We start from the raw sequence: 26,229 nt of genomic DNA on the forward strand, positions 1-26,229 counted from the left end.
TTTAATTTTGAAGTTATTTATTTTTCTCGATCAGTTCCGCGATAGCCTGAGCTTCCAGAATTTTACCACTCGATACGATTTTACTGTCAATCATCAGACCCGGTGTGCTTAACAGTCCGGTTTCGGCAATCTGCATCATATCCGTGACATACTCAATGTCCGCTTTGACACCGGTGCTTTTCACTGCTTCTTCAGTTGCAGCCAACAGGGCCTTACATTTACGGCAGCCTGTACCCAAAACTTTAATTTTCATCTTTTATTCTCCATACATTTTATAAAAACCAGTCACCCAAAGTATTCAGGCTATAGCCAATAATCAAGATTCCCACAAAAACGATCCCTATAAACAGGCTCAATAAGCGGGTTTTCACCACCTGTTTTAACAGGATCAGGGATGGCAGGGAAAGTGCTGTTACCGCCATCATAAAGGCCAATACCGTCCCCAACCCCACACCTTTCACCACCAAAGCTTCTGCAATCGGCAAAGTGCCAAAAATATCTGCATACATCGGTATGCCTATGATTGTAGCAATCAGTACGGAATACCAGTGATCCTGACCAAGCAAGGCGGTAATCCACTGTTCAGGAATCCAGTTATGAATTGCCGCGCCAATCCCTACGCCAATCAACACATACATCCAGACCTTGCTAAAGATTTCCACCACCTGTTCCCAGGCAAATTCCCGGCACTCTTTCGCAGACATTTTAAAATCTTCATCACCCTGAGCTGTACTATTTTGCGTAACAAATTTAGCGACATACTTTTCCATTTTGAAAAAGCTGATGAGTGATCCACCAATAACTGCCAAAATCAGACCAAGAACCACATAGATCATGGCAATTTTCCAGTTAAAAATACTGGCCAATAAAATAATCGAAGCCAGATCGACTAAGGGAGATGAAATCAGAAAGGAAAAGGTCACCCCCACAGGCAGTCCGGCACGGGTAAAACCGATAAACAGCGGAATGGAAGAACAGGAACAAAATGGGGTAATGGTGCCGAGCAAGGCCCCCATGATATTGGCTTTGATCCCGGTCATGCGTCCCAGAATCTGCCGGGTGCGTTCAGGCGGAAAATAACTCTGGATATACGACAGGCTATAGATCAGGACTGAGAGCAGAATAAAGATCTTAAAAACATCATAAATAAAGAAGTGAATACTGCCACCGAGCCGGGTCACCACCGATAAACCGAAGACATTTTCGACCAGCCAGCGCACGCCTTCCGAGAGCCAGGTCATTTTAAGCAGCACATCATTCAGCCAGGCAAAAATCGCGATTATGCTTTCCATTTAAAGCTCCTGGTTTTAGGGGGATGAGATCAGGTCGATGCACTCATCGGCAGATTTTTGAACCATTGACCTGCGCAACAGTTTCCAGTCGGTAGCCTGTGTAAGATTTGAAAAATGGTACTCTCTGTCAAAACCTGATACGGGGAAACTGCCTGCTGATGATCCAATTCCTTTATCCTTCAAGAACCTATTTCATTCAGTATGTAAATGATATGGATCATCGTCCATGTGTTTTTCAGATAAAAAAGCTCCAATCAAGTTGAAGCTTTTTCGTAGGGGGGACACTTTATTTTACCCGATTGCCCTGTTGATCCACGATGATTTCACCGTCTTCTTTGGCAAAGGCTTTTAATTGTGGCGAAGGCAGAATATCCAGTACCACTTCCGATGGGCGGCATAATCGGGTTCCAAGCTCGGTAACCACCAACGGGCGGTTGATCAGGATCGGATGTTGCAGCATGGCATCAAGCAGTTTCTCATCGCTCCAGCCGGCATCATCTAGATTCAGCTCGGTATAGGGATCGACATTTTTACGGAGCGCATCTCTTACCGATAAACCTGCATCAGAAATCAGTTGAATCAGCTCATCACGAGAAGGAGGCGTAACTAGATATTCGATCACTTCAGGCTCAATTCCCGCATTGCGAATTAAAGCCAGCGTATTGCGTGAGGTACCACAGGCTGGATTATGATAAATTTGGACTTTTGGCATTTGATCCATGAGCTTTACTCTTATCAATGAATCATAGCTTTGTATATGAATATACGCATATTCGCAATATAAAATATATGTGTTTTTCAGATGTAACCTGATATGAGAAGTCCAAAATCATTTGAAGCAGTTTCAAAATGAATAGTCTCTTCTAGCTCTAGATTATTGGATCACTTCACGGGCTGCTGTTAAAACCCCACATAAAACTTTTCAATCAGCTTTCGGGTCTTGACCAGCAGATTACTCAACACATTTTCCCGTTCAAACAGCTTCACTTTAAAGTTCAGCAAGTCTTTCAATTCTTCCTTACGTGGTAAACGTTTGGTGAACTCGTAATGTTCCAGAACTTGCTTCATTGCTTCTGGTTTCAGGTTTTCTTCTGTACAGAGGTACTGATAGGCCTGTTCTTTTTCAGCATCCCAGAACTGAGCAAAGGCCGTTTGTACGCTCTGGCCATTGATCATCTTGGGCAGGTTTTCTTCAATAAACTTCTGGATCAGCGCCTGCTTGTCATACAGGGTGATTTCATTGCCAATCAGGTCATAGACCTGAGCTTCATACTTCTTACGTTTGTCTTCATCATCACTATTCACAGCCAGTTGTAGCAGGTTGATGATATAACCAACATTGATCCGGTCACTGTGCAGTAAGTCCAGCTGAAAATCGACATCGTCCAGTACCGATACTTTTTCTTTTTTAGTGGTCTTGCGTACATCACGACATAGATCGGCATACTTGGACGCAAAGTTGGCAAAATGCTGTTTATCCAGTGCAGTCTGGTCCTGATCATATTCAATAAAGGTTTGCAGCTGGGCGTTGTAACGCATCACTTCTCGAAAGGCTTTAATGAACGCCAGCTGCTGATCTTCAGTGATGAGTTCGTCGACACTTTGATAATCAGGGGTAATATTTAGTAGCTTCTGTACTGCCACTTCATAGTCCTGCTGAATTTCTTCATAACTTGGCACCAGTACCACTTTTTGCGCTTCTTTATTGGAAAATAATGCCAGTGCTTCATCAGTGGCGCGTTTCAGGTTACGGAAACAGATGATGTTGCCGAAAGGTTTTTTGTCGTTAAAGACGCGGTTGGTTCGCGAGAAGGCCTGAATCAGGCCATGGTATTTCAGGTTCTTGTCGACATACAGGGTATTTAAGGGCTTGGAATCAAAACCGGTCAGAAACATATTCACCACAAGCAGGATATCAATCTGTTTCTTTTTGACCCGATCGGCAATGTCGCGGTAATAGGCATAGAACTGGTCGCCAGAATTGTAGTTGGTCTTAAACTGCTGGTTGTACTTGGCGATATAACGGTCCAGCTTGTCGCGACTGGACGGATTGATCTGGCTGGGAATATCGGCTGCTTCTTCATGGATCAGCCCGTTTTGCTCATCTACTGGGACTGCTTCATTGGCGGCATAGGAGAAAATCGTCGCAATCGTCAGCGGTTTGAACAGTCGGCCCTGCTCTTCATCCTGTTGCTGTTTCTCGGCCTGAACCTTTTCAAACACTTCATAGTACTGGGTCAGGGTATCGACCGAACTGACACAGAACATCGCGGTAAATTCACCATTGCGAGTTTTGGTCGGATGCGTATCGACAATATAGCGCGCAATCATTTCCAGGCGCTGTGGATTGTCGTAGAGCTCCCGGGTATCAATGCCTTCGACATCATCGTCATAGTCGAGGTTGTGCTGCATGCCCTTGGCCGTGTATTTACCCCGGTAATCAATCTGGAACTGCAACACGTTACGATCCCGGATCGCATCGACAATCACATACTGGTGCAGACACTGATTAAACAGATAATCCGTGGTGAGTTTGAGGCCGGCTTTAGACTGACTGTTTTCCTCAAAAATCGGCGTTCCGGTAAAACCAAACATCTGCGCATTGCTGAAGAACTTCTTGATATTCTGATGGGTCTCACCAAACTGGCTGCGGTGACATTCATCAAAGATAAACACCACTTTCTGGTCTTTGAGATAATCAATGTATTCCAGATAGCGATCCGTGCTGATGGCCCGGTTTAGCTTCTGGATGGTGGTGACAATCAGTTTGTCATGGCGTTGATCCAGCTGCTTGACCAAAGTATGCGTGCTATCGGTGCTGTCGACACTTTCGGCTTTAAAGGCATTAAATTCGCGTGAGGTTTGCGTGTCCAGGTCGTTCCTGTCCACCACAAACAGGACTTTTTCCACGTCCGGCATTTGCATGATGATCTGGCTGGCTTTAAACGAGGTCAGGGTTTTGCCTGAACCGGTGGTATGCCAGATATAGCCGTTCTGATCGGAGTTTTGCACATGCTGCACGATTTTCTGCACTGCATAAATCTGATAGGGACGTAGCACCATCAGGCTTTTCGTGGTTTCTAGCAGCACCATGTATTGGGTCAGCATTTGGGTCAGATGCTGCTGATTGAGAAAAGCTTCGGCAAAGTCGACAATTTCATTGATGTGTTTGTTATTGACATCCGCCCATGGAAAGGCAAACTCGATGCCTGTGGTGCCGTTAGAATAATAACGGGTATTGGCACCATTACTGATCACAAACAGCTGGATAAAGCCAAATAGCCCTTGCCCAGCCCAATACGCTTCACGAATATAGCGTTGCGTTTGATTAAAGGCTTCGGCGATTTCCATGCCGCGTTTTTTCAGCTCGATCTGTACCAAAGGCAAACCATTGACCAGTAAGGTCACATCAAAACGGCTGGTACGGCCATTATAGTCGCGGTGGTCGATGGTGATTTGATTGGTGACCTGATAAATATTTTTGCTTGGTTCATCAGACAGGAAAAAAAGGTGTTTGCTGCTGCCGTCATCAAATTTGACTGGAAACAGATCACGCAGATTCTTGGCCCGTTCAAATACCGTGCCTGTATTTAGAAAACTAATGACCTGCTTCCACTCTGTATCAGATAGTGGCGCAAGTCCATTGGCACGTTCAATCTGGGTTTTCAGGTTAGACAGTAGTTGGCTTTCGTCCTTGAGCGTCACCGCAGCATATCCCAATTGCTTGAGCTGGCTAATCAGTTCATTTTCAAGTTGATATTCGCTTTGTACTGTCATTTCCTTCCCCTCTAAAATCTTAAATTATTCACTTCAATGTCTGTTTAATTAAACTCAAGATATATTCTAAATTTTCTGTATCTGACACGATCACCTCACAATCGCCATTGCCCCAATGTCCAATATTGGTCACATCTTTCGCGAGCTGTTTCGGGTCATCCAGTTGATTAAAAGGCATATTCAGCCAGATGCGAATTTGCTTTGTCCCAATACTCATATAGACATAGTTACGCTTACCCTTACGGAAGGCGATATACATTTTCTTGGGATGAATATCTAAATCGGTGGTTAAGCCCAGAATTGAGTCCCTGAATTGCTCATATAGCTCTTTGATGTCATCGGACTTCTCCGCCAAGTGATAGGCTTCATCATATTGCTGGATTTCTTTGGCAATCTTTTGAATATCTTCAGACTCAACCTTTTGCACTTGCTTGATTGAAGGCGCTGATTTGGCTTTCTGCAATGGATTGACTGAAACAATTCCGCCTTGATAACGTTTGATTTCCCACAGCTCAATGCCTAAATCTTTAAAGTTGGTAGACTGCTTTTGAAAGTCGGTAAAGCTCGGTGAAACAAAGATGATTCGGCTCTGTGACCAATCTACATCCTGACGTTTAAGCTGTTTGCTCTGGCTCTCATTGTACTCAACGATAAAATCTGCCTTATAGTCGAGCATTAGATTCAGATAAGAAACGCCTTGATCAATCACGCTATAATTGCGTTCACGCTTGTATTCGATAATTACGAAGGCCTGACTTTCGGGATCGAAAGCCAGTGTATCAATACGGTTGTTTTTAATGGTGAATTCAGACTTGATGAATTCCAAACCTGTAAAACTGTAAAGATTGCTTTCAAACAGGCTTTGAATCTCTCTTTCCAGACGAAAAGGATCTTCTATAAGTTCTACTAATGACTGTGCTTGGGTTTGATAAAGCTGCATTAAAAATCTCGAATTATTTATTCTTCAAATGTTTGTCTAAGCGGATTACTCAAAGAAACGCTATATAAAAGTTTTAATCTCTGAATTGTCATTGGAATACCATTTTCGGTTTTATGGAGCATGGCGTGACAGTTAGGACAGACTGGTCTTAGATCCTCTTTAGGATCTACTTCATACTCTTCGCCAATCGTGTGCAAAGGCTTAAGATGATGTACGTGGATGAAATCTTTAGCAAATGAGCCATACATATGTTCAAAGCTTAAGCCACAGACATAACAACGTGTTCCATGAATTTCTATACATTTAGCCCTTGCTTCAGGGTTACGCTCATATTTATTCACTAAAACCGTTTGCTTAGCTCCTTCAGGAAAGGTTTCATTTTCTAAACCTGCTTCATCTGGATAATCGTATTCAATACGATCTGTCTGAAATTGATCAGCAATAAAATCCAATATTAATTTAATCGGGTGATTGAGCGCTTTGTTGCGGTCTGTTCTTCTTGCTTGGAGTGTATCCGTTTTAGGCAATAACCCACTTTGAATAAAATAATCACGAGTCAATGACGTTTTATCCAATTTACAGACTTTCTGAAAAACTGAAAAATTCCCTGTATATGAGTCAATTTCCTCTTTCATTTTCCAATATTTGCGCTGTTCAATTGGATAGTTATTACCTGATTGATCAAGCACTTTAAATTGATACATCACCTTTGAAACAGGTTGAGTGACATAGATATAAACATGATCCCCTAATTGAAAACCTGCATTTTGATTTTCTGCGTGATTACTCCAATAAATGACGGGTAATTCTTCATACGCACTTTCTAAATCAAATTCTTCGTATTTAACGCTTATTAACCAATTTGCCATTCTATTTTTCAACCTTACCCCTTACGAAACGATGTTTCTCATCTCCTAAAAGGAGATGGGAAAATCCTTTAAACAAACATCTGCTGCAACAAGCCTTTTTTCCAAGTTTTAGCCTGTTCAATTTGCTGTGCCATGACTTCAATTTTTTGGTCAATGGCAGATAAGAAATTGGCGATTTTGGTTTGTTCTTCTAAAGAAGGTAAACCAATCTGCATAGCTAAAAACACACTCTGATTAATTCGCTTTGCTTTTCTGCTTCCATCGGCTTCCTCACCATTTTTTTGATAGAAGTCCTTCTGTAAAAATCTATTTATCAAAAAATAAGGATGAACTATTTTATTATCAATATCAAAAGCTGGGGCATCAATGGTCGATTCGAATCCATCTAAATACTCAGGAATGAGCCCAAAAGCGCAATTAAGAAAGTCTAACTTTCCGTAGATTAATTGCCCTGCTGAACGCTTATAATATTGTGTATTTTCACTGCCTTGAAAAGCTTCATTTTTAGGGATAACACCTTTACCCCACAATTTAACCGTTAACTTCTTAGCTTTATTACCTTTACTTCCTTTTATCAAACTTTCACAAAGGAAGGTATGCAAAGATGTTTCCTCCCACTCCCCAAACTCACTTCCATCATCAGCTTTAAAACGAATCTGCTGGCTAAACAACTTCTGCATCATGCCTTGTTTGTATTGGCTCAGTAGCTGATGTTTTTGCGTGAGTTGGCTAATCTTTTCATCCACGTTCGATAGAAAAGAGGCGATTTTGATTTGTTCTTCTGTGCTTGGTAAATAGATACTATATGGTTCAATATGCTTATTGTTGATTTGGGGAATAGTTGAAGTGTCAGCGATCTTATAAAGTTCGATTTTATTGATTAAATAATATAAAAATTCGGCATCTAAACTATGTTGTGGGATCAGTGCCATAAGGTTGCTATCTAATAAAGCATCTACTCGCAGTATACGAACTTTATTATTTAGGATAGCTGCTCCTCTTTTGGGAAAAACGACACTTTTACTAGGAACCGCATCGGAATTTCTTTCAGTATAAAATCTTGAATATTCTTGATATTTATCACAATTGTTTAGTTCTTCGACTTTTAAAAATGGCATTTCCCCACTTTTATCCAGTTCATATTTACTTGGTGAGTAACCACTTTTGATCTGAACGAGATTACCTAAAAGATCGAGTTCCCAGACGGACGAAAACATCCCCCTACCCTATTGTTTTTACTAAATTAATTAGTTCTTAGAAAATTTAGGATACACATCGGGATACACGGTTTAAGTGTTGCTTTTTTAACCACTTAAATGATTTTCCTCCACTTAACTCCCCCACTACTCTCACTGAACTACTGAACTACTGAACTACTGAACTACTGAACTTTAATAAGACAGAGTTTTTTAGTGAAGGATGAGCCGACATCAATGTAGTGACAATTGTCGATTTGTGTATGCTCTTTGACAATTGTATGACCAATATAAATTTCGTCAATATTTTCGACAATATCATATTTATCTGAGTAATTACGTATTCTCCCCCGACCCCATAATGCATTTTCATAAGATGATTTGATACCAGAAATTTTATAATCACCTTGGGAAATGTCATCCTTAAAAATATTCCAATCGTGAATATCAATGTCGGCATGAATGATACCTATCTTTTTATTTTTCAGCTCAACTTCAATCACCAATGGTAACTTTGCTAAACGATCAATAATTCTCTGTCGTGTCTTTTGAAATTGTCTATAAAACCATGCTCCGCCATTCCTTGCATGCATGTCTTTCATTTTAGGATCATGTTGCCCTCGAATACACATTTCTTCATGATTACCGCGCACAGTTAAAAACCATGTTTGATCGAGTAATGAAATACATTCTAAATTTTCATTACCTCTATCGATGAGATCTCCTGTGCATATGAGCAAGTCATTGTCAAAATCAAAATTCTTTAGATGAAGCTCTTGCATTAGAAGACTATAAGACCCGTGAAGATCTCCAACGATAAAACATGATCTAAATTTTTTATTACTAATCTTAAGAACACTCATTTTTTGTATCTATATTAAAATACTTAGCTAATTCAGTAACTTCTATATGATAATTACATAAATTTTCTATTCGTGAAAATCCCAGCTTAATTACTAAAGGTTCAGAATTTTCGTTTACTGTATCAACATTAATAACTTCATAATTATATTTTACTGCTAATTTGTATAATATTTTAATGAGTTCTGTACCTTTGTTTTGACGTCTATATTTTTTTCTAAAACAAACATTAGCAATACGTATACGCTTTCTTATAATATTAACACTGTCCCCAAAAGTACCAAATCTAATATAAATTCTATTATAATCTTCGCTATCATATATTTTTCCACAGTACTCTATACCTGGACACCTTGCATTATTACCGCTATGAAATGCAAACTCCAACACCCCCTCTTCTTCATTAATATTTAAATGGTCTATTAAAAAATTATTAATTTCACTCATGAAGTCTAGTTTTTCTTCTTCAGAAACACTATTTAATTTTTTTATAGTATCTAACATAAGAATCTACTTACTTGATAAAAATTTAAATTTAAAATAAATAAAATAAAATATCAAATTTTTGTTTTTTATAAGAAAAAAGTCTTTTGTCACAAAAATAAAACTATAAATTAGTATTTTTTAATTATTTTTTTAATTTAATAAAAATTTATTTTTAAAAAATCCTTTTTTTTGAAATATTTTTTTACAAATGTAGCTTTTTTTTTGATAAAAATTAACCTCTTTTAATCCAAGATTTATAAAATAAATTTTATTAGACCTCTTGCGTTAGTCAAAATTTAAACAGCCACAAGCTATATTTTATAAGGTTTTAGCTAATTCAAAAATTAGGTAAAAGCATACTTTCGCAAGAAGTCTATTGAAAAAATAAACACCCCATAAATAATAATTCAATATTTTATTATTTTAATAGTCTTTTATTTTAAAATATAGTAGATTTAAATCCACTATATTTTGCATATATTTCTATATTTACTTAATTCTAATATTTATTACTCTCTATTTTACAATAATGCATTATCAAAAAATCCAGCATTTGATCTTGATGCATCTTAATAACTTGCTTACTTAGATTTTTATCCCCAGATTTCTTGAATGTATCAAATAAATATTTAAGCTTTAAAGAATCATATATAGGTTTTTTATCAAATTCTGCCATTTTTACAGTCACTGGCTTATTACTATATTCTGAATTTTGACTCGGACTTAATAGTGCTAAGTTCCCAAAAGCATGCAAATATTGGTCTTCTAATACTGAACCATATCTTTCGTTCTGTGGATGTATATGTTCAACAGAATTTTTTGAAGTAATGCGATACGCCTTAAATTCCTTTTGATCACGGCATTGCATAATGTTATTGATCTTTATGGCTTTCCATAAGGTGTATTCAAGTTTTTGAAACCAATAATGTTTAAATGAAGTACCCTGAGGAATATTCAATTGTTCCTTGATAGTCTCGAAAGGCTCCTGTTTCACGTCTACACCTTGAGCCAACAAATAGCTCGCTTCTTTCTGAGTTTGAGTCGTTAAAGAAAGTGTATTGTCTATTCTTTCAAGAATGGTCAAGGCATCTTCATCATTGATCTTGCCATCACGCTTATCAAATAGATCTAACAGTGCCATTAAATACGGAGTCAGCCAATAATGTGCATTTCGGTCTGTTGTGAAAATACAGACACTTTGCAATTGCTGTAAAGCCGAATATTCTTTCTTCGACCTTGAATATGAGTCGTTTTTATCTGGACCAGATATATAAGTTAAAGCGAGTTCCTCGATTCGCTTCTTACCATCTTCTGCTCGATTCTCCTCATCTTCAATCCATCTCACAGCAAACCTATCGAACAAATATCGGATTTGCCATAAGGTCTGAATAAAGCCTTTAACCTGCTGCTCTTCATCTACTGCTTTTAAAAATTCATCAAAGATTTTTTGGAGGTTCGCCCCTGTAATTCTTTGCTGAATATCCACACCTAAATTTGACTTAATTGTATAAATTCTTAAGGCATGAATCAGTAACAAATCAAAACTTAAAAAAGAACGAAAACTATATTTTTGCTCTTCATCTTCTAAATTTTTACCTTGAGTTTTAGCTTTTTTTGCAAACCGTATATTTTCATTATTTATGTCTGATTGAAACGCATTAAAAATGTTAGAAATCGACATATCAGGCTGTTCAGTATCAGATGAATTCTGCAAGCAGTGAAAGTCCATCTTTGTTGGCTGATACTTTGCAAGGTCTGTATAGCTCAGTTTTCGCCAGCTTTCCGTAGTTATTTTTTCCTTGAGCAATCTTTCAAAATATTGACTCATATTCTGGCAGACATCCCATAACTCACTATAAAGCACTTTATCAGTGTTTATTTTTTTAAAGATTTTTGATTTCACCAAATCAACAGGCTCTAATTGAACCCCTGCTGTATTCATACTCGTAAATATCTTATTCAGATCGATATCCCTGGGGACAATGTTATTCACCCATGTCACATGATGATAAACATAGTCCATAAAACCTTTGCGATTTTCTTGGCTTTTCAAGCCTTCTAAGTACTGACGAATAAAAACAAGACCTTCTTCAATCTTTTCTAGATATTCATCTTCTACGGCGCTTAGCACTTGTGTTGATTGAGTCTTGCCTAAACCTGCATGTTCTTGCAAAAATGCTTGTACTTTTTCTCGAATTTCAAAATGTAATCTAGGGTGTTTATCAATACACGCTACATTCATCATAGGATGGCTTACTTGTTCTCTCAAGCCCTTACAAGCTAAAGAAAATAAAATTAAGGTCGTTGTCCGTTGTTGCCCATCAATTAACTCAAGAACATCTAAATTTTCATTTCCCAATAGAATGTTTCTTCTGGAAGTAAGTGTACTTCCAACATAATAATGAGGTTCTTGCTGTAAATAAGCCGACTTAATATCGTTCAATAAGCTTTTTATGTCATCAGTTGACCATACATAGGGGCGTTGGTAACTCGGGATAATGAATTGATATTTTTGCTCCACGACACGCTGAAGCGTCAATAATTCTGTATGTACGCTTTGATTCATATGTCACCCCAAACTGTGAATACGCTGTGTTAACTTTTCAACGAAGCTTGTCTTTACTTCATCATTTTTAATATTTAGTTCGAAATACTTAATCGTTTTTTGAATAAATGCCTTTTTAACGGATTTTTTTTGTTCATCTTCAACATAGTCTTCAAGTTGAAGTTCAAAAGCATCCAACATTTTGAATAAAGCTTCAGGTCTATAGGCCATTACAATATGATCTAATAGATTCTTCTCTTTCATGAATTTAGGTACAGTTTCCGCATTCACTCGAGTTTTATTAGTGAATCGTTTTGAATACGCTACACGGAAAAACTTCTTCGCAAAGATATCTAATTTGTATTCACCGAATTGGCTGACATAAAGCATGATGCCAATGACATATAACTCTTCTAAAAAGTGACAACCCTTGAGCTGTTTTAACCACTTTGTAAACTGGCAATACTCTTCTAAATACTCCACATTCAAGTTCTTGTAATACTTCAAATACAACTGCTGAAAATACTCAAAGTATGAAATTGTATTAATACCCGCATTTAATGGCTGTCTGAAGTGGTAGCTATTTGGAATACTGATCTGAGAGTATCGAGTTACAGGGCTATAGCTTGTGGTCATTTGGCTAAAAGCGATATCTTCTATATCGTTCAGGGTGTTCACTGAAAACTCATCAATAATGGCATTCTTAATACTCACATTGTCTTTGTAGTAAGGGACTTTTTTGAATTTTAGATAATTCCAATAGCGTCCTAACAACAATGTCCAAACCGTATCTGAAAGCTCACCCAAGCTCTCCCATTTTTTTGCATAAAATGTTTGATGTATCTTTTGCTGTTCTGAATTAATCGCCCTAAGGTGATACGCCTTAATGATATCTACACCAGATAATCGAACACCACCTGTGTTCTGCGTTTCAAAGAACTTATACGCATCATCTTCCGATGTTGTTACCACAAGTGAAACAACGATCTTTTCTAAATCTATAGTTTTTTCCCAATCTGATTTGGTCGAATGCAGATATGCCAAATTACGCTGAATATGCTCAACGCTCACACTTGAGTGATAATTTAGACTCACCTCTATCACTTGGGAGCTTAAATACCCCAATAAAGTCAAACTGGTTAGACGCTGTTGACCATCAATAATATTCAGAACATCATCTTGGGCATGTAAGATAATACTCCCCAAGTAGTAAGGACTATCTTTCGACTTTTGCTGATGCTCTTGAATATCTGCGATTAACTTATCAAGTTGTTCTACATCCCAAACATATGGACGTTGATACTCAGGAATCGTTAATTTTCCTTGGATATCTGTTTGGTTTCGAACCTTAATATTTTCACCACGAAGCAACTGTGCAACATTGCACACTGCCACTTTAATCAATGCTTGTGGTTCTGACACAACCTACCCCAATTCTAAATTCTTAAATCTTTACTTTCTTACTTAATGATTTGATATGCATCTTTCATATAAGGCTTAAATACCTGCTCAAACTTTTGCACATGCTCAAAATGCCATTGAATATACTCTGACCATTTTTCCTTGTTGTATCCATCAACAGCCTTACCAATCACAATCTTAGAGAGCTTCTGATTTTCTGATCTCAACCAATTCAAACGTAGACCACAACATTGCTCAATTTGTGCTTTCCGTGCGTAGAAGAAATCAAACAGTTTTTTATTGTGTTCAGTATTGTTCGTCGCGAATTCAAGCTCTACACGGAGTTCTTTTTGAGCAAAAATTAAGTTGTAGTTACATTGCGCAATCGTTGCCCCTGCACTACGCCAGCCTGCTCCTGCAGGATTTACATTGCGAAAAAGGTCAAACTCTCTCTTTTGAAAATCTTCTAACAACTGTGTCCAATAGGTTGTTCTCATTTGAGCAAGTGAACTCTCTTTTTCTTTAAGAGTTTTCACTTCAGCTTCTTTTCGGCTTAAACGCACCATATATTCTGAAGCCTCAGGTACTGGAATAATTTGCTGAATATCTACAAGCAATTGTTCACCTAGCTTATATGGAGAAACCTTAACGCATTTAACCTCAATACTTCGATCAAGTAACCATAATGCGGTATTGGTCACTTCTTTCCTAAACTCTCCTGCAACTAAAATAATTCGCTGAGTTGCTTTAGGATTCAGCATGGTCATCCAGTCCATATCTGAATTTCCACCTAAGAAACGTTCAATCAATGAACTTGCTGTATTTTCTATATGATCAGGTTCATAAGCATCTTCATCAAGATGAGGATATATTGGTCGGTACTTACTCAGGTAATTCACATAGACACTAATAATGTCTTCTGAGGTAAACGGCGCCACATAAGATGCATACTTCAGCGCTTGCCACACGGCGTCACGTCCGCTGTCATCTCTTTTGTTTTCAATCAGTACGAGCTGTCCTTTAGTGTCTAATGCCAAAAGGTCGAGGCGTTCACCCGTACCATCAAAACCATCGAATTCTTTTTGGATAATCAGTAGTTCTTCGCCCAACGCTTCTGGATGGCTAACGAACCATTCTTGTAAATCATCTCGCTCTTTAAATTTTTGTTCGCTTAGTTTTGTACCATCTAATGGTTTCAGGTTTTTGTTTGCTGTATCTACTATATATAAGCTCATATTCAACGAACGCATTTATTTAATAAATCATTGTTAATTATTATTTTATCTTATTTTATAGATTCGTGATGTCATCAAATCTGATATTTTTCTCTTAAAAACTAAGCTATGTAAAAGCTAGTCCTCAATGAATTGTATTAATAACTCTTTTGTTAGATAAAATGGCTAATTAACGAGGTGTTTATGAGCAGTAGCAAACAATACCCGGAAAAATTCAAAATTGAAGAAGTAGAGACTTCAGGCACAGTTCTGGCTATGCCTGAATTTTTTTTAAATTTTAAAAGTCCTATACAACAAAAAAACCATGCGTTGCATCTTTTTTTAATTGATCGACTAAACCGAATTCCCAATCCAAATACGCCTGCATCGCATCTTTAGAATTATCTGTTCCTTCATAAGGTCGCTTGTAACGGTCAATTTCTTCAGACAACAAATCCAAGTCAGTTGCGATCGGTAATCCTGCTTTAACCCAAGCTCCATTTCCACCTTGTAGTACATAAACTTTCTGACCATCTTTCAGATGTGCTTGAATCTCAGGAACAGCATATTGTGCAAGTAAACTAGAACCGCAAGTCACCACAATCGCATCTTTATCAGCAAATTTAGCTTGATGCAGTACTTTAGGCACATCCGCTTTTAAAATCCACTGTGCATCTGGAATATGACCTTTTTTAAAGTTAGCGGCAGTTGTGAAATCCCAAATCGCAATATTCTGAGAGGCTTTTAATTCCTGTAACTGTTCAGAACTTAAATATTGATCAATTGAAATCGCTGGCACAGCGGGCTTCCAGCCACCTGTTTCAGTCAATAAAGCATTTGCATCAGTATTCAGTACATATACATCCCAATTCATTTGCGCAAGCCAAGAACCAGTCATATTTGCACGTACTTGCTGATCATCTACTAGGACAATACGTGCGCCGCGTACCGCTGCATAATGATCTGTTTCCTGTACCAATTGACCACCTACGACCCAGCGACTACCCACAAGATGCCCTGTCGTATATTCCTGTTCACTGCGCACATCAAATACATACGTCGTTTTTTCCTGTTCTAACTGCAATTCTTGTAGTTGTTCAAAACTGATTTGCTTCACACCAGCCTTTTCCGCTATCTCAGCAGCATTTTGTTTTGCTTCTGCATTGATTTCAGTATCCGTATCGGCATAAGAGCGCTGTTGACCATGATCCAGTTTCTGCTCAGCCAATGTCCAGCCAATAGTACCATTACGCAAAGCAAAGATTTTATGCGGTAGTTTTGCGTTGATTAAAGACTGTGCGCCAATAATACTGCGAGTACGGCCAGCGCAGTTTACAATGATCGTCGTGTCTTGATCTTTTACCAAAGATGGCGCGCGAAATACCAATTCTGCACCTGGAACACTAATACCTGTTGGAATACTCATAGTATGATATTCATCAAAACGGCGTGCATCTAAAATGACAATATTTTCCTGTCTGTCAATCTTTGCCTGAAGCTCTTCCGCGCTTAAAGATGGCGTGCATTTAAAATGCTCTACCCATTCACCAAAAGCTTTGCTTGCAGAGTTCACATCGATAAACAACTCACCGCCGTCGCGCTGCCAAGCTTCAATACCACCTTCCAGTACAGCGACATTGGTATAGCCATATTCAGCTAATTTTGCATAAGCGCGCTCTATACGTCCATCGCCATCATCGTAAATCACCACTTGCGTATCTAGACGCGGAATACGGTTATAGATTTCAATTTCCAAACGTGAAAGCGAAATATTACTGGCAAATAAAGGATGGTTTTGTGCAAAAATATGCTCTTCCCTTAAATCGACAATGGCAATTTCTTCGCCAGCTAATAATTTTTCACGGATTTCTTGATATTGAATCGTTTTCATTCTTGAACATCACTCTTTTAAATATTTGAATAGCCAGAAATAAAGCGTTTCGCTGTGCCGTCCAGCTGATAGGTAAAGCGTTCGACTTTTCCGATATTAGCGCCATAAATATGGATACTGATCGATACCTGATCATCAAAGGCATTTTCCACAGCATGAATATCACCTGATGCTGGGCTAAACCAGTCAATGTCGCCGACCGCTAAATGGTCTTTTGGTAAAATTTCATGCAGGCCTACATCATCGCGCTTAAATCCAGTAGATACTTCTGCACCTTCCAACACACCAATTACGCCCCAGACTTCATGATTATGGATTGGGGTTTTCTGTCCTGGACCCCAGACAAAACTAACGATGGAAAAGCGCTCTTCAGGATCGAGATACAATAAATATTGCTGATAAAATTGTGGATGAGGCTGTTTAAATTCAGCATCTAGCCATGCCGAATTCTGCAGACTTTGTTTAAACTGAGGCAGAAATGACTGAATTAAATCTTGCTCATCCAACTGCTGCGCCAAGCCTTGCTCAATGGCATGAATTACAGGTTGCAAGGCTTGAATCTGTGCTGACATTTTATTTCCCTGATTGTTTGGTTTTAAATTCACGATCAAATAAACTACTGACATCAATTTTTTGATTCAGTAACTGATGCTTCAGATAAAAATCAGCAGTTGCTTGTGACGTTGTGATGACATCATCTTCAATCGCAGTCCATTTGGCATTTTTTCGTTTGAATGCCAGTGTTGCAGGCTCTTCTGGAATGCCAGTTATTTTGGCTAAATCTTTACCAAAAGATTGATAGTTTTTGTTGACCCATTCTTGTGACTCTTCTAAACGGTAAATAAAATCCTGAATAGCGATGCGTTTCTGCTGATCCTGCAACGCTTTTTGAGTGCCAGCTAGGAAGGTAAAACCAGAATATAAACCACGACCATTTTCGATAATTCGAAAACCATCGATAACTTCTGCATAGGCTGTGTATGGATCCCAAACAGCCCAAACATCCACCGAACCATTTGATACAGCCAACTTTCCATCCGCAGGGGGCAAAAATTTAAACGCCACATCCTCCGCTTTTAACCCTGCACGCTCAAGTGCTCGCAGTGTCACGAGTTGACCAATTGAACCTTTGTTTGCTGTGACTGATTTACCTTTTAAATCTTGAATCGATCGAATTGGGCTATCTTTAGGTACCAGCAAAGCAACCGCATATGGATCATAACGATTGACCGCAATCGCTTTAGCATGCCCACCGTTGGCATTGGCAAAAATAAACGGTGCATCACCTAAGTAACCGATATCAATCCCATTGACATTAAGTGCTTCTGCGACTGGTGCTGCCGCTGGAAATTCGTACCATGAAATTTTGTAATCTATTCCATCAAGCAATTTTGATGCTTCTAATTGAGCACGCATACTGCCCTTTTGGTCACCAATTTTTAGTTCAACTTGGTCATGTGACACTGGCTTTTGCGCATCTCCTGCAGCTGCCTGTTTTGGTTGTTTCGAGCAGCCCGTGAATACCACGGCCGCTGCTGTTAAAACACCAATCATTATTTTTTTCATCGTGCTGATTCCTGAGTTCAACAAACTGCTTTAAGCAATCTTATTTAATTTATCTAAAGCCTCTGTTTTTTCACGGATACTTGGCAATAATTCTCGGCCATATTCCACTGCGTCATTCAGGGGATCGAAACCACGAATTAATACACTGCTAATCCCAAGCTTGTAATAGTCTGCGATAGATTCAGCCACTTGATCCGGCGTACCGACCAATGCTGTCGAGTTGTGGTTGCCATGTACCAAGCTAGAAATCCCTGTCCACAAATTTCGGTCATGTACTTCTCTTCTAGATAGATCAACCAAACGTTGTGCTCCCACACTTTGTGCAGTTTGTTTGTCTTGACGTATTCCTCGATCTTCAATTTGCTGACGCGTCAATTCATAAATGTGTTGTGCTTTTTCCCAAGCCAATTTTTCAGTTTCAGCAATAATCGGACGGAATGAAATATTGTATTTAAGCGGATTTTGACGCGAAAATAGCCCCGTATTACTTTGTATTTTTTCAATTAAATCAGCCGCTTCAGCTAAAGGCTCACCCCATAGTGCAAATACATCTGCATGCTCCGCTGCAACATTCAAAGCCTCTTGCGAAGAACCGCCAAAATAGACAGGAAGGTGAGTTTGTGCAGGTTTGATTTCAGAAAAACCATCTTTAACTTGGTAATACTGACCCTGATATTGGAAAGGTTGATTGCTATACCATGACAATTTAACGATGTCTAAAAATTCTTTGGTACGCGCATAGCGCTCTGCTTTGCCTAAGAAATCACCATCGCGCTGCTGTTCTGGATCACTGCCGCCAGTAATCACGTGAATGGCTAAACGACCTTTCAACAATTGATCCAGAGTTGCGTATTTACGGGCCGCTAAAGTCGGTGCAATAAAGCCTGGACGGTGAGCCAAAAGGAATTTTAATTTTGTGGTATTTGCACCAGCATGTGCTGCAACAATAAAGCCATCTGGCTGATCTGACCACTGCCCAATCAATACACGGTCAAAACCCGCGTCTTCATGCGCCTTGGCAAAAGCCGCCACATAATCTGCGTCAAATACTGGGCCTTCAGCAGGAATAATTTCAGAAGATTTGCGGTGACCAATCATGCCTAAGATTTGAATTGTCATTTCAATTTCCATTATTTATTAGAACTTGAAACAACTGTAATCAATTAAACAATATGCGTAAAATAAATATTTATAATAAACTAATATTAAATTTATGCATAAGATGTGATTTTGAAATTATGCTAAATTTAACTGCTGGTTAAAGCGTTCCATCACTACATCAAAAACTTCAGTCTGTGTTTGGCTGAGGTCTTCACGGCGCGCATTATAGACGATTACGTCCAAATTCAATTCTTCGACATCTATGATCGACATCTGTGCAAAATGTGGATTTTTTGAGATCAATTCCTGCGCAAAAAAGCCTGCACCAATACCTTGACGCACTAGATCCAACTGAATACTGGCACCAGTAACTTCTATTTTTAAATTTAAACACTGACGCTGCAGTTCTAGCTGATCAGTCAAGAACTGACGGAAACCACAGCCCTCATTGTTTAAAATCCAGCCCAATTCCTGCAAGTCTTCCCACGTTGATATACCCGATTTACTTAAGGTCTTAGACACTACAGGTCGGATATGCAATGCACCCATAATTTTTAGTGAATAATTTTTTGGAAATGCACTGTGTTCCTTTGCAGTTGAAATAACACCATCCAGTTCACCTTGCGCCAATTTAGACAACAAGTCCTTCCCCCAACCAGTGCTGATTTCAATTTTGACAGAAGGAAAATCTTTTTGAAGTTCTTGCAACATGCCGAAAATACCAGATTCTGACAAACTATTAGGTATACCGATTCTCAACAGTGTTTCAGCCTGGCTTTGCAGTGCAATGATTTGTTTCAGGCTATTGAATTCATGCTCAATCACACAGCATTGTTCATAAATTTCACGCCCTTTTGTAGTGAGCTTTAAAGGTCTTGTGTTACGGTCAAAAAGTTGGACAGCACAAGATTGTTCTAAGTTTTGAATACGGCGCGTAACAGCGGGTTGGGTAATACCTAATTGCTGTGCTGTTAGACTGGTAGATTGCAATTTAACAAATGCAGTAAAAGCGTGAATGTCTTCAATCTTCATTGAAAATTAAACCTCGGCATGATGGCACTGCAGCCTGCTGCACTATTAAAATCTTACAAGAAACCCAATTTGAAATCCAAACGGTACAAAATGAAAAGTTCTGAAATTTAATTAAAAATTCCAGAACTTATTCTATGCGAAGTCTAGACTCATTATTGAAAAATGTCAGAGTTCTTTGCATTAATTGTTTTTGGAATTAGATTTTCGCTGTAAAAAGTATCTGCAATCTTTTGTTGTTCAGCCATATCACTTACAATCACAGGCTGTACGTTATAGCTTCGATTTGCATTCGCTTTCAGTACCACATCTTGCGGTAAGTCACCCCATAAAGGACTTAGAATTCTTGCAGCATCGTCAGGGTGCTCTTTAACCCATTGTGCTTTTTTCTGTAATTCAACAATGATCAGCTTTAAAACTTCTGGATGCTTTCCTGCAAACCTGTGTGTAGTGAGATAGTAACGCGTATAGCTTGCAAGTCCTTCACCCGTTCCCAAAATCTTCGCATGCTGAATAACTGTACCACTTGATACATAGGGCTCCCAAGTCACCCAAGCGTCTACACCGCCATGTTCAAAAGCTGCACGGCCGTCTGCCGGGCTAAGCCAAGCTGGCTGAATATCCTTAAAGCTTAAACCAGCTTTGTTTAAAGCCACGATCAGTAAATAGTGACTGCCAGCCGCTTTAGTCACTGCAATTTTTTTTCCTTTTAAATCCACCAGTGTTTTGATTTTAGAGTTTTGTGGGACTAAAATTGCTTGCGCATGCGGTGACGCCGTTTCTTTTGCATAATAAGTTAGCTCCGCTTTAGCTGCTTGAGCAAAAACTGGAACGGTATCCGCAACATCGGCGCTGACATCAATACTACCAACATTCAATGCTTCCAAAAGAGGCTGACCACTTGTGAATTCATGCCAGTTAACTTTGACATTGTACTTTGCAAGTTCCTGCTCAAGTTCGCCCGATTCCTTTAATAAAGTCATTAAAGTTGATGAACGCTGATAACCAATGCGTATGCTCGAATGTACTGCATCAACAGGCTTTACTTCTATTGCTGGCTGTTCAGCCTTGTTGCAGGCTGTTAAGGTAAAAACACTGAATATCAGTGAGAAGAAAAATAAAATTCTAGTCATTTGCGCCCACATCCATGAATGAAATCGAAGGATTCAATTTCAGCGCATTCTAGAAATAAGCTCTGTACAAAACGAAATAAGTTAATTTCATATTAAAAGACGAAAATAAGAATAATCATTTCAGTGTATACATTCACAAAAATAAAAAAATCTTTTATTTCCTCTTTTCCAAAACATTATTAGTTGAACTAAAAACCATAAAGCATTGAAATATATTCTATTAAATTAATAATTTTTAGCTTAACAGAAAATTTCTTTCCTCTTTGAATGGTTTTCAGACTCATAGCAATATATTTTTCCACTCGCTATACCGCGGTTAATTAACCACTGATTTAGTATTCATTTTTTTAATATAAATTAATTAATAATATTTATTTTAAACATACTTAATTTTGCACTATGTTGACTGTTATAGAGCAACCGTATCCATGATGATAGGTCAACATAGAGAATAAACGATGATACAACTACAGAATCTGAATAAAGTATTTGTACAAAAGGACAGTCAGTTTACCGCCGTATCTGATGTCAGCCTGAATATTCATCAAGGCGATGTTTTTGGCATCATTGGTTTCAGTGGTGCAGGAAAGTCAACCCTACTGCGCATGATTAACTTGCTGGAACGCCCGAATAGCGGTGACATTAAAATCCAAGGTGATTCTCTGCTTCAATTGTCTAAAAAACAGTTACTTGAACAGCGTAAATCCATTGGCATGATCTTTCAGCATTTTAATCTGCTAACTAACCGCACAGCACTTGAAAACATTGAACTGCCTTTAGAATTCTCCGGTGTATCGAAAGCAGAACGCCGTAAACGCGCGCTAGAATGCCTTGAAATTGTCGATCTATTGGATAAAAAAAATGCTTTCCCAAGCCAGCTCAGCGGTGGTCAAAAACAGCGTATCGCGATTGCCCGTGCCATTGTGACCCAGCCAAAAATCCTGCTCTGCGATGAGCCGACATCTTCGGTAGATCCGCAAACCAAAGAATCTATTCTACATTATCTGGCAAAGATCAATAAACAGTTCGGCATCACAATTGTAATTGTGACGCATGAAATGCAGCTGGTGCACAAAATCTGCAATCGTGTAGCAGTGATGGAACATGGTCAAGTGATTGAAGAGTTTGATCTCACCCAGCCGATCGGCCAACCGGTCAAATCTATTATTTCTAAATTACTGCTCAATGACATCAGTACCAGCTTAAAAGAGGCTTCCTAATATGTACGAAAAAGTAATTGGCGTTTGGCCTGAAATTCAAACCGCGCTGGGCGAAACCTTTTATATGTTGTCCGTGACTATTGTACTGGGAATTATTTTTGGCGGCATCGTTGGCACGGCGCTGTATCTAACCCGTGAAGGCTCAATTTCCAGCAATAAGTTGCTGAATGGAGTTTTAAATGCGGTGGTGAACTTTATCCGTTCTTTTCCATTTTTGATTTTAGCCATTTCCATTGTGCCTTTGACCCGTTTAATTGTCGGAACATCTATCGGTACTACAGCAGCCATTGTTCCAATGACTATCAGTTGTATTCCCTACTTTGCTCGCTTTGTCGAAGCTGCATTATTAGAGGTCAACCGTGGTGTGATTGAGGCAGCAGAAGCCATGGGTGCAACCAAATTTCAAATCGTGCATAAAGTGCTGTTTTCAGAAGCACGCGCAGCGATCGTCAACTCCATCACCATTGTGACGGTGAGTTATTTTTCTTATTCCACGATTGTTGGCATTGTGGGCGGTGGTGGTATTGGCGATTTTGCTATCCGGTACGGTTTCCATCGTTTTGAAACGGACATTCTAATTATCACTGTGCTTATCATTATTTTTATTGTTCAGATCATTCAATTTACTGGCAACTATTTTGTGAAGCATTTAGACAAACGTATTTAAGGGATTAACTTAAAAAATGAAATTTAAATATGCATTGACGGCAACATTAACCACATCCATTGGTCTGGGATTAGTTGGCTGTTCAAAACAGGAAAACACTGCTGCGGGCACTGATGCTATCAAAGTAGTAACTTTGCTGACGCGTGACAATCCACCGCTGCCGCAAATTGCTGAATTTGTCCGAGCCAAAGTAAAAAAACAGAATATTGAACTACGCATTAAATATGCCACTGACGGTCTGATTCCAAATAAATCAGTATCTGAAAATGAAACTGACCTGAACTATTTCCAGCACAGAACCTATATGCAGTCTGCAAAAGAACTGAATAACTGGGATCTGAATGCCATCGGCACCACATTTAACAGCATTTTCGGCGTTTATTCGCCGAAATATAAAAGCTTAAATGATCTGCCGGATGGAGCCAAAGTTGTGATTCCTTCTGACCCATCCAATGGCGGTCGGGCGCTGAACCTCCTGGCCGCAGTACATTTAATTGAGCTGAAGCCGAATACCGGTGCGAAAACTAGTGTCAAAGACATTAAAGCTAATCCGAAACATTTGCAGATTGTTGAAGTTGAACATGCGCTGGTGCCGGTGAGCTACAAAGATTCAGATTTAGCGATTATGGACGGTGCATATACAGCGCACGCCAGCCTTGTGCCAAAGCAGGATGCACTGTATTTGGAAGAAAATAATCACAATTATGATGCGGTGCTAGTGGCAAATTCTAAGTCACAGCAAAAAGCTGAAGTGCAAATAATTAAAAATGCATTCACCGCAGATGATACTCGGGATTTTGTACTGAAAAACTATTCAGGCACAGTCACTTGGGAAAAACAGTAAGCGTATAGGAAGACTAGTTTTATGAATATTAAAGTTAAGGAAGTGTCAAATACAGCACTTTCCTACCATGAGCATCCAGAATTTCTTGCGCTGATTGATTCAATCAAAACGGATTTAGCGGTTCGTGATGCTAACGGCGAACAGCCACCGGCTCAGATTGTTCAATATTTAAAATCAAAGAAAATTGGCGCACTCCGCCTGCCGAAACAGTATGGTGGTCAGGCGCTTAGCATTGAAGAGTTGTTTGCCGTGATTATCGAACTAGGCCGTGCAGACTCAGATGTGGCGCATATTTTCCATTCGCATTTTCAGTTTACCGAAGATGTACTGAGACATCCTGAGCCCGCCTACCGTGAGAAATGGTTTGAGCGTATTGCCAGTGGCAAAATTGTCAGCAATGCACTGGCAGAACCATCTTCGTATAATGTCGGCAGCGGCAAGCTAATTACCCATATTCTGTATGAAAACGACCAGCTGTTTTTAGACGGCAAAAAATATTTCACCACCGGCACATTGCATGCCGACTATGTGATGGTTTTTGCGCAAAGCCATTTAGATACCTTATGCCATGTTGTAGTACCGACTGACCGTGAAGGCGTAGAAGTTTTTGATGACTGGCTCGGCATCGGCCAGCGCAACACCGCCAGCGGCACCACACTGTTTAAGCGTGTCGCTATTTTCGAAGATGAAATCCGCTGGCCTAAACCAAACGGCTTGGTGAATAAGCCATTTGCGCAGCTGTATATTCAGGCCATTATTGCAGGTCAGACCAAAGCTGTGGAAGACCGTACTGCTGTGCTACTGGCCAATCGCGGCCGCACGTTCAGCTACGGCAATGCCGAACAGGCGCGTGATGAACCACTTTTCCTTGAAAAAGTAGGGGAAATTTCTTCTATTGCTTTTATTGTGGAAAATGCCGTTTTGCGAGCAGCGCGCTCACTAGACCGTGTCGTCCAGCATCTGAACCGTCCGAACTATGATGCCGTACTGCAGCAGGCCGCTACAGATACCGCAAAAGTAAAAGTCGCAATTGATCCGCTAGCGCTCAAAGCTGCCAATCTGATGTTTGAAGTCATCGGTGCTTCCGCTATGGGACGCGATACGCTAAATGACCGTCACTGGCGCAATATCCGTACGCTATCAACGCACAACTCAGTCAGCCTTAAAGCCAAGGTGTTGGGCGATATTTTGGTCAACAAAAAAACAGTGCCGAACGTCGGCTATTTCTAACACAACAATGTAATTTAAACGTCCTGCAAATTTGGGGCGCTATTTAAAATAACCGCGAAAACTGCGCTTTTGAGAGAATATCTATGAAATTTAAATATGTGTTGACTGCTGCGCTTACAGCATCGATCGGCTTTGGGTTGGCTGGCTGCTCCAAACAGGAAAAAACTGTGTCTGCTGATAATCGTGATATCAAAGTAGTAACACTGCTAACCCGTGACAATCCTCCTTATCCGCAAGTGGCTGAGTATGTACGTGAAAAGGTCAAAAAACAGAATATTGAGCTGAAAATAAAATATGCCAATGACGGCCTGATTCCAAACAAATCCGTGGCAGAAAATGAAGTGGATTTAAACTATTTCCAGCATAAATATTATATGCGGTCAGCGAAAGAGCTGAACAACTGGGATTTGGTGGCACTTACCTCGACCTTTAACGGTATGTTTGGCGCCTATTCGCCTAAATATAAAAATATCAATGATCTGCCGGATAAAGCGAAAATTGTGATTCCTTCAGATCCTTCGAATGGGGGACGTGCGCTGAACCTCTTAGCACGCGCGCATCTGATCGAGCTAAAACCTAATACTGGTGCAAAAACCAGCTTAAAAGATATTACTGCCAATCCTAAGGATTTCCAGTTTACTGAAGTAGAGCATGCACTAGTGCCAGTCAGCTTTAAAGATGCTGACCTTGCAATTATGGCGGGCGCATATACGGTACATGCAAACCTGCTGCCAAAACGCGATTCGATTTACTTAGAACAAGATAATCAGGAGTATGACAGCGTCTTAGTATCAAATAGCAAGGCTGCTGAAAAGCCTGAGGTACAAGCAGTAAAAGATGCATTTATTGCGGAAGATACCCGCGAGTTTGTACTGAAAAATTACACAGATACAGTGACTTGGCCAAAACGCTGAGACCTGAGAGTAACTGAATAAATAAGGATGTATATGAATACTTATACCAATCA

22 protein-coding genes and 2 pseudogenes are annotated in these 26,229 nt (G+C 39.4%); 5 read left to right on the forward strand and 19 right to left on the reverse strand.

Annotation, left to right across the window (positions count from 1 at the left end; all coding sequences use genetic code 11):
• Positions 1 to 13: 13 nt before the first annotated feature.
• The 19 genes and pseudogenes from FTT75_RS06610 to FTT75_RS06695 all read right to left on the reverse strand — a co-directional run bounded on the left by FTT75_RS06610 (position 14) and on the right by FTT75_RS06695 (position 21,301).
• Positions 14 to 253 carry a thioredoxin family protein gene (locus tag FTT75_RS06610; protein ID WP_005093701.1) on the reverse strand — a complete coding sequence of 80 codons (240 nt, stop codon included), beginning with the start codon at positions 251 to 253 and terminating at the stop codon, positions 14 to 16.
• 19 nt (positions 254 to 272) lie between these two features.
• Positions 273 to 1,292: a permease gene (locus FTT75_RS06615; protein WP_180072818.1), complete on the reverse strand. Its 1,020-nt coding sequence runs from the start codon at positions 1,290 to 1,292 to the stop codon at positions 273 to 275.
• A 286-nt stretch (positions 1,293 to 1,578) separates the two neighbouring features.
• Positions 1,579 to 2,013, reverse strand: coding sequence for an arsenate reductase (glutaredoxin) (gene arsC, locus FTT75_RS06620; RefSeq protein ID WP_005093706.1), 435 nt, complete (start codon positions 2,011 to 2,013; stop codon positions 1,579 to 1,581).
• 179 nt (positions 2,014 to 2,192) lie between these two features.
• A complete protein-coding gene (locus FTT75_RS06625; protein WP_180072820.1) occupies positions 2,193 to 5,069 on the reverse strand; it encodes a type I restriction endonuclease subunit R in 2,877 nt (958 codons plus the stop codon).
• A 28-nt stretch (positions 5,070 to 5,097) separates the two neighbouring features.
• Positions 5,098 to 6,009 (reverse strand): DUF5655 domain-containing protein, encoded by a 912-nt coding sequence (locus FTT75_RS06630; protein ID WP_159138849.1) that lies wholly within the window; start codon positions 6,007 to 6,009, stop codon positions 5,098 to 5,100.
• A gap of 17 nt (positions 6,010 to 6,026) precedes the next feature.
• Positions 6,027 to 6,878, reverse strand: a complete 852-nt coding sequence (locus FTT75_RS06635; protein WP_180072822.1) for an HNH endonuclease — start codon at positions 6,876 to 6,878, stop codon at positions 6,027 to 6,029.
• Positions 6,879 to 6,946: 68 nt separating this feature from the next.
• Positions 6,947 to 7,570 (reverse strand): annotated as a pseudogene (locus tag FTT75_RS16030) (restriction endonuclease subunit S); the annotation flags it as partial.
• 78 nt (positions 7,571 to 7,648) lie between these two features.
• Positions 7,649 to 8,095 (reverse strand): annotated as a pseudogene (locus tag FTT75_RS16035) (restriction endonuclease subunit S); the annotation flags it as partial.
• Positions 8,096 to 8,259: 164 nt separating this feature from the next.
• Positions 8,260 to 8,937, reverse strand: a complete 678-nt coding sequence (locus FTT75_RS06645; protein ID WP_180186128.1) for a metallophosphoesterase — start codon at positions 8,935 to 8,937, stop codon at positions 8,260 to 8,262.
• Entirely contained in the window at positions 8,924 to 9,439 is a 516-nt protein-coding gene (locus tag FTT75_RS06650) for a hypothetical protein (protein WP_180186129.1), read from the reverse strand. The genes FTT75_RS06645 and FTT75_RS06650 overlap by 14 nt, the downstream gene beginning before the upstream one ends.
• Positions 9,440 to 9,920: 481 nt before the next feature.
• Entirely contained in the window at positions 9,921 to 11,987 is a 2,067-nt protein-coding gene (locus FTT75_RS06655) for a DUF262 domain-containing protein (protein WP_180186130.1), read from the reverse strand.
• A gap of 3 nt (positions 11,988 to 11,990) precedes the next feature.
• On the reverse strand, positions 11,991 to 13,388 hold the full coding sequence (locus FTT75_RS06660; protein WP_180186131.1) for a DUF262 domain-containing protein: 1,398 nt from the start codon (positions 13,386 to 13,388) through the stop codon (positions 11,991 to 11,993).
• A 38-nt stretch (positions 13,389 to 13,426) separates the two neighbouring features.
• Positions 13,427 to 14,617, reverse strand: a complete 1,191-nt coding sequence (locus FTT75_RS06665; protein WP_257230343.1) for a DUF4268 domain-containing protein — start codon at positions 14,615 to 14,617, stop codon at positions 13,427 to 13,429.
• 271 nt (positions 14,618 to 14,888) lie between these two features.
• A complete protein-coding gene (locus FTT75_RS06670; protein ID WP_180186132.1) occupies positions 14,889 to 16,472 on the reverse strand; it encodes a rhodanese-like domain-containing protein in 1,584 nt (527 codons plus the stop codon).
• Positions 16,473 to 16,489: 17 nt separating this feature from the next.
• Complete coding sequence (locus tag FTT75_RS06675; RefSeq protein ID WP_180186133.1) at positions 16,490 to 17,044, reverse strand: cysteine dioxygenase; 555 nt, start codon at positions 17,042 to 17,044, stop codon at positions 16,490 to 16,492.
• Position 17,045: 1 nt separating this feature from the next.
• Positions 17,046 to 18,038, reverse strand: a complete 993-nt coding sequence (locus FTT75_RS06680; RefSeq protein WP_218954445.1) for an ABC transporter substrate-binding protein — start codon at positions 18,036 to 18,038, stop codon at positions 17,046 to 17,048.
• Between the two features lie 30 nt (positions 18,039 to 18,068).
• Positions 18,069 to 19,157: an LLM class flavin-dependent oxidoreductase gene (locus FTT75_RS06685; protein ID WP_180186134.1), complete on the reverse strand. Its 1,089-nt coding sequence runs from the start codon at positions 19,155 to 19,157 to the stop codon at positions 18,069 to 18,071.
• Positions 19,158 to 19,274: 117 nt separating this feature from the next.
• Positions 19,275 to 20,171 (reverse strand): LysR family transcriptional regulator, encoded by an 897-nt coding sequence (locus FTT75_RS06690; RefSeq protein ID WP_180186135.1) that lies wholly within the window; start codon positions 20,169 to 20,171, stop codon positions 19,275 to 19,277.
• Positions 20,172 to 20,323: 152 nt separating this feature from the next.
• Complete coding sequence (locus FTT75_RS06695; protein WP_180186136.1) at positions 20,324 to 21,301, reverse strand: aliphatic sulfonate ABC transporter substrate-binding protein; 978 nt, start codon at positions 21,299 to 21,301, stop codon at positions 20,324 to 20,326.
• Between the two features lie 458 nt (positions 21,302 to 21,759).
• Here FTT75_RS06695 and FTT75_RS06700 point away from each other — a divergent pair, with 458 nt between their 5' ends.
• From FTT75_RS06700 to FTT75_RS06720, 5 genes are all read left to right on the forward strand, one after another.
• The gene (locus FTT75_RS06700; RefSeq protein WP_180186137.1) at positions 21,760 to 22,521 is read left to right on the forward strand and encodes a methionine ABC transporter ATP-binding protein; all 762 of its coding nucleotides are present in this window, start codon (positions 21,760 to 21,762) and stop codon (positions 22,519 to 22,521) included.
• Position 22,522: 1 nt separating this feature from the next.
• Entirely contained in the window at positions 22,523 to 23,188 is a 666-nt protein-coding gene (locus FTT75_RS06705) for a methionine ABC transporter permease (protein WP_180186138.1), read from the forward strand.
• Positions 23,189 to 23,204: 16 nt separating this feature from the next.
• Entirely contained in the window at positions 23,205 to 24,032 is an 828-nt protein-coding gene (locus FTT75_RS06710; protein ID WP_180186139.1) for a MetQ/NlpA family ABC transporter substrate-binding protein, read from the forward strand.
• Positions 24,033 to 24,053: 21 nt separating this feature from the next.
• On the forward strand, positions 24,054 to 25,262 hold the full coding sequence (locus FTT75_RS06715; protein ID WP_180186140.1) for an acyl-CoA dehydrogenase family protein: 1,209 nt from the start codon (positions 24,054 to 24,056) through the stop codon (positions 25,260 to 25,262).
• 83 nt (positions 25,263 to 25,345) lie between these two features.
• On the forward strand, positions 25,346 to 26,176 hold the full coding sequence (locus tag FTT75_RS06720; RefSeq protein WP_180186141.1) for a MetQ/NlpA family ABC transporter substrate-binding protein: 831 nt from the start codon (positions 25,346 to 25,348) through the stop codon (positions 26,174 to 26,176).
• Positions 26,177 to 26,229: the final 53 nt, after the last annotated feature.

It is taken from the genome of Acinetobacter sp. YH01008, assembly GCF_013420435.1.
GTDB classification, from domain to species: domain Bacteria; phylum Pseudomonadota; class Gammaproteobacteria; order Pseudomonadales; family Moraxellaceae; genus Acinetobacter; species Acinetobacter pseudolwoffii.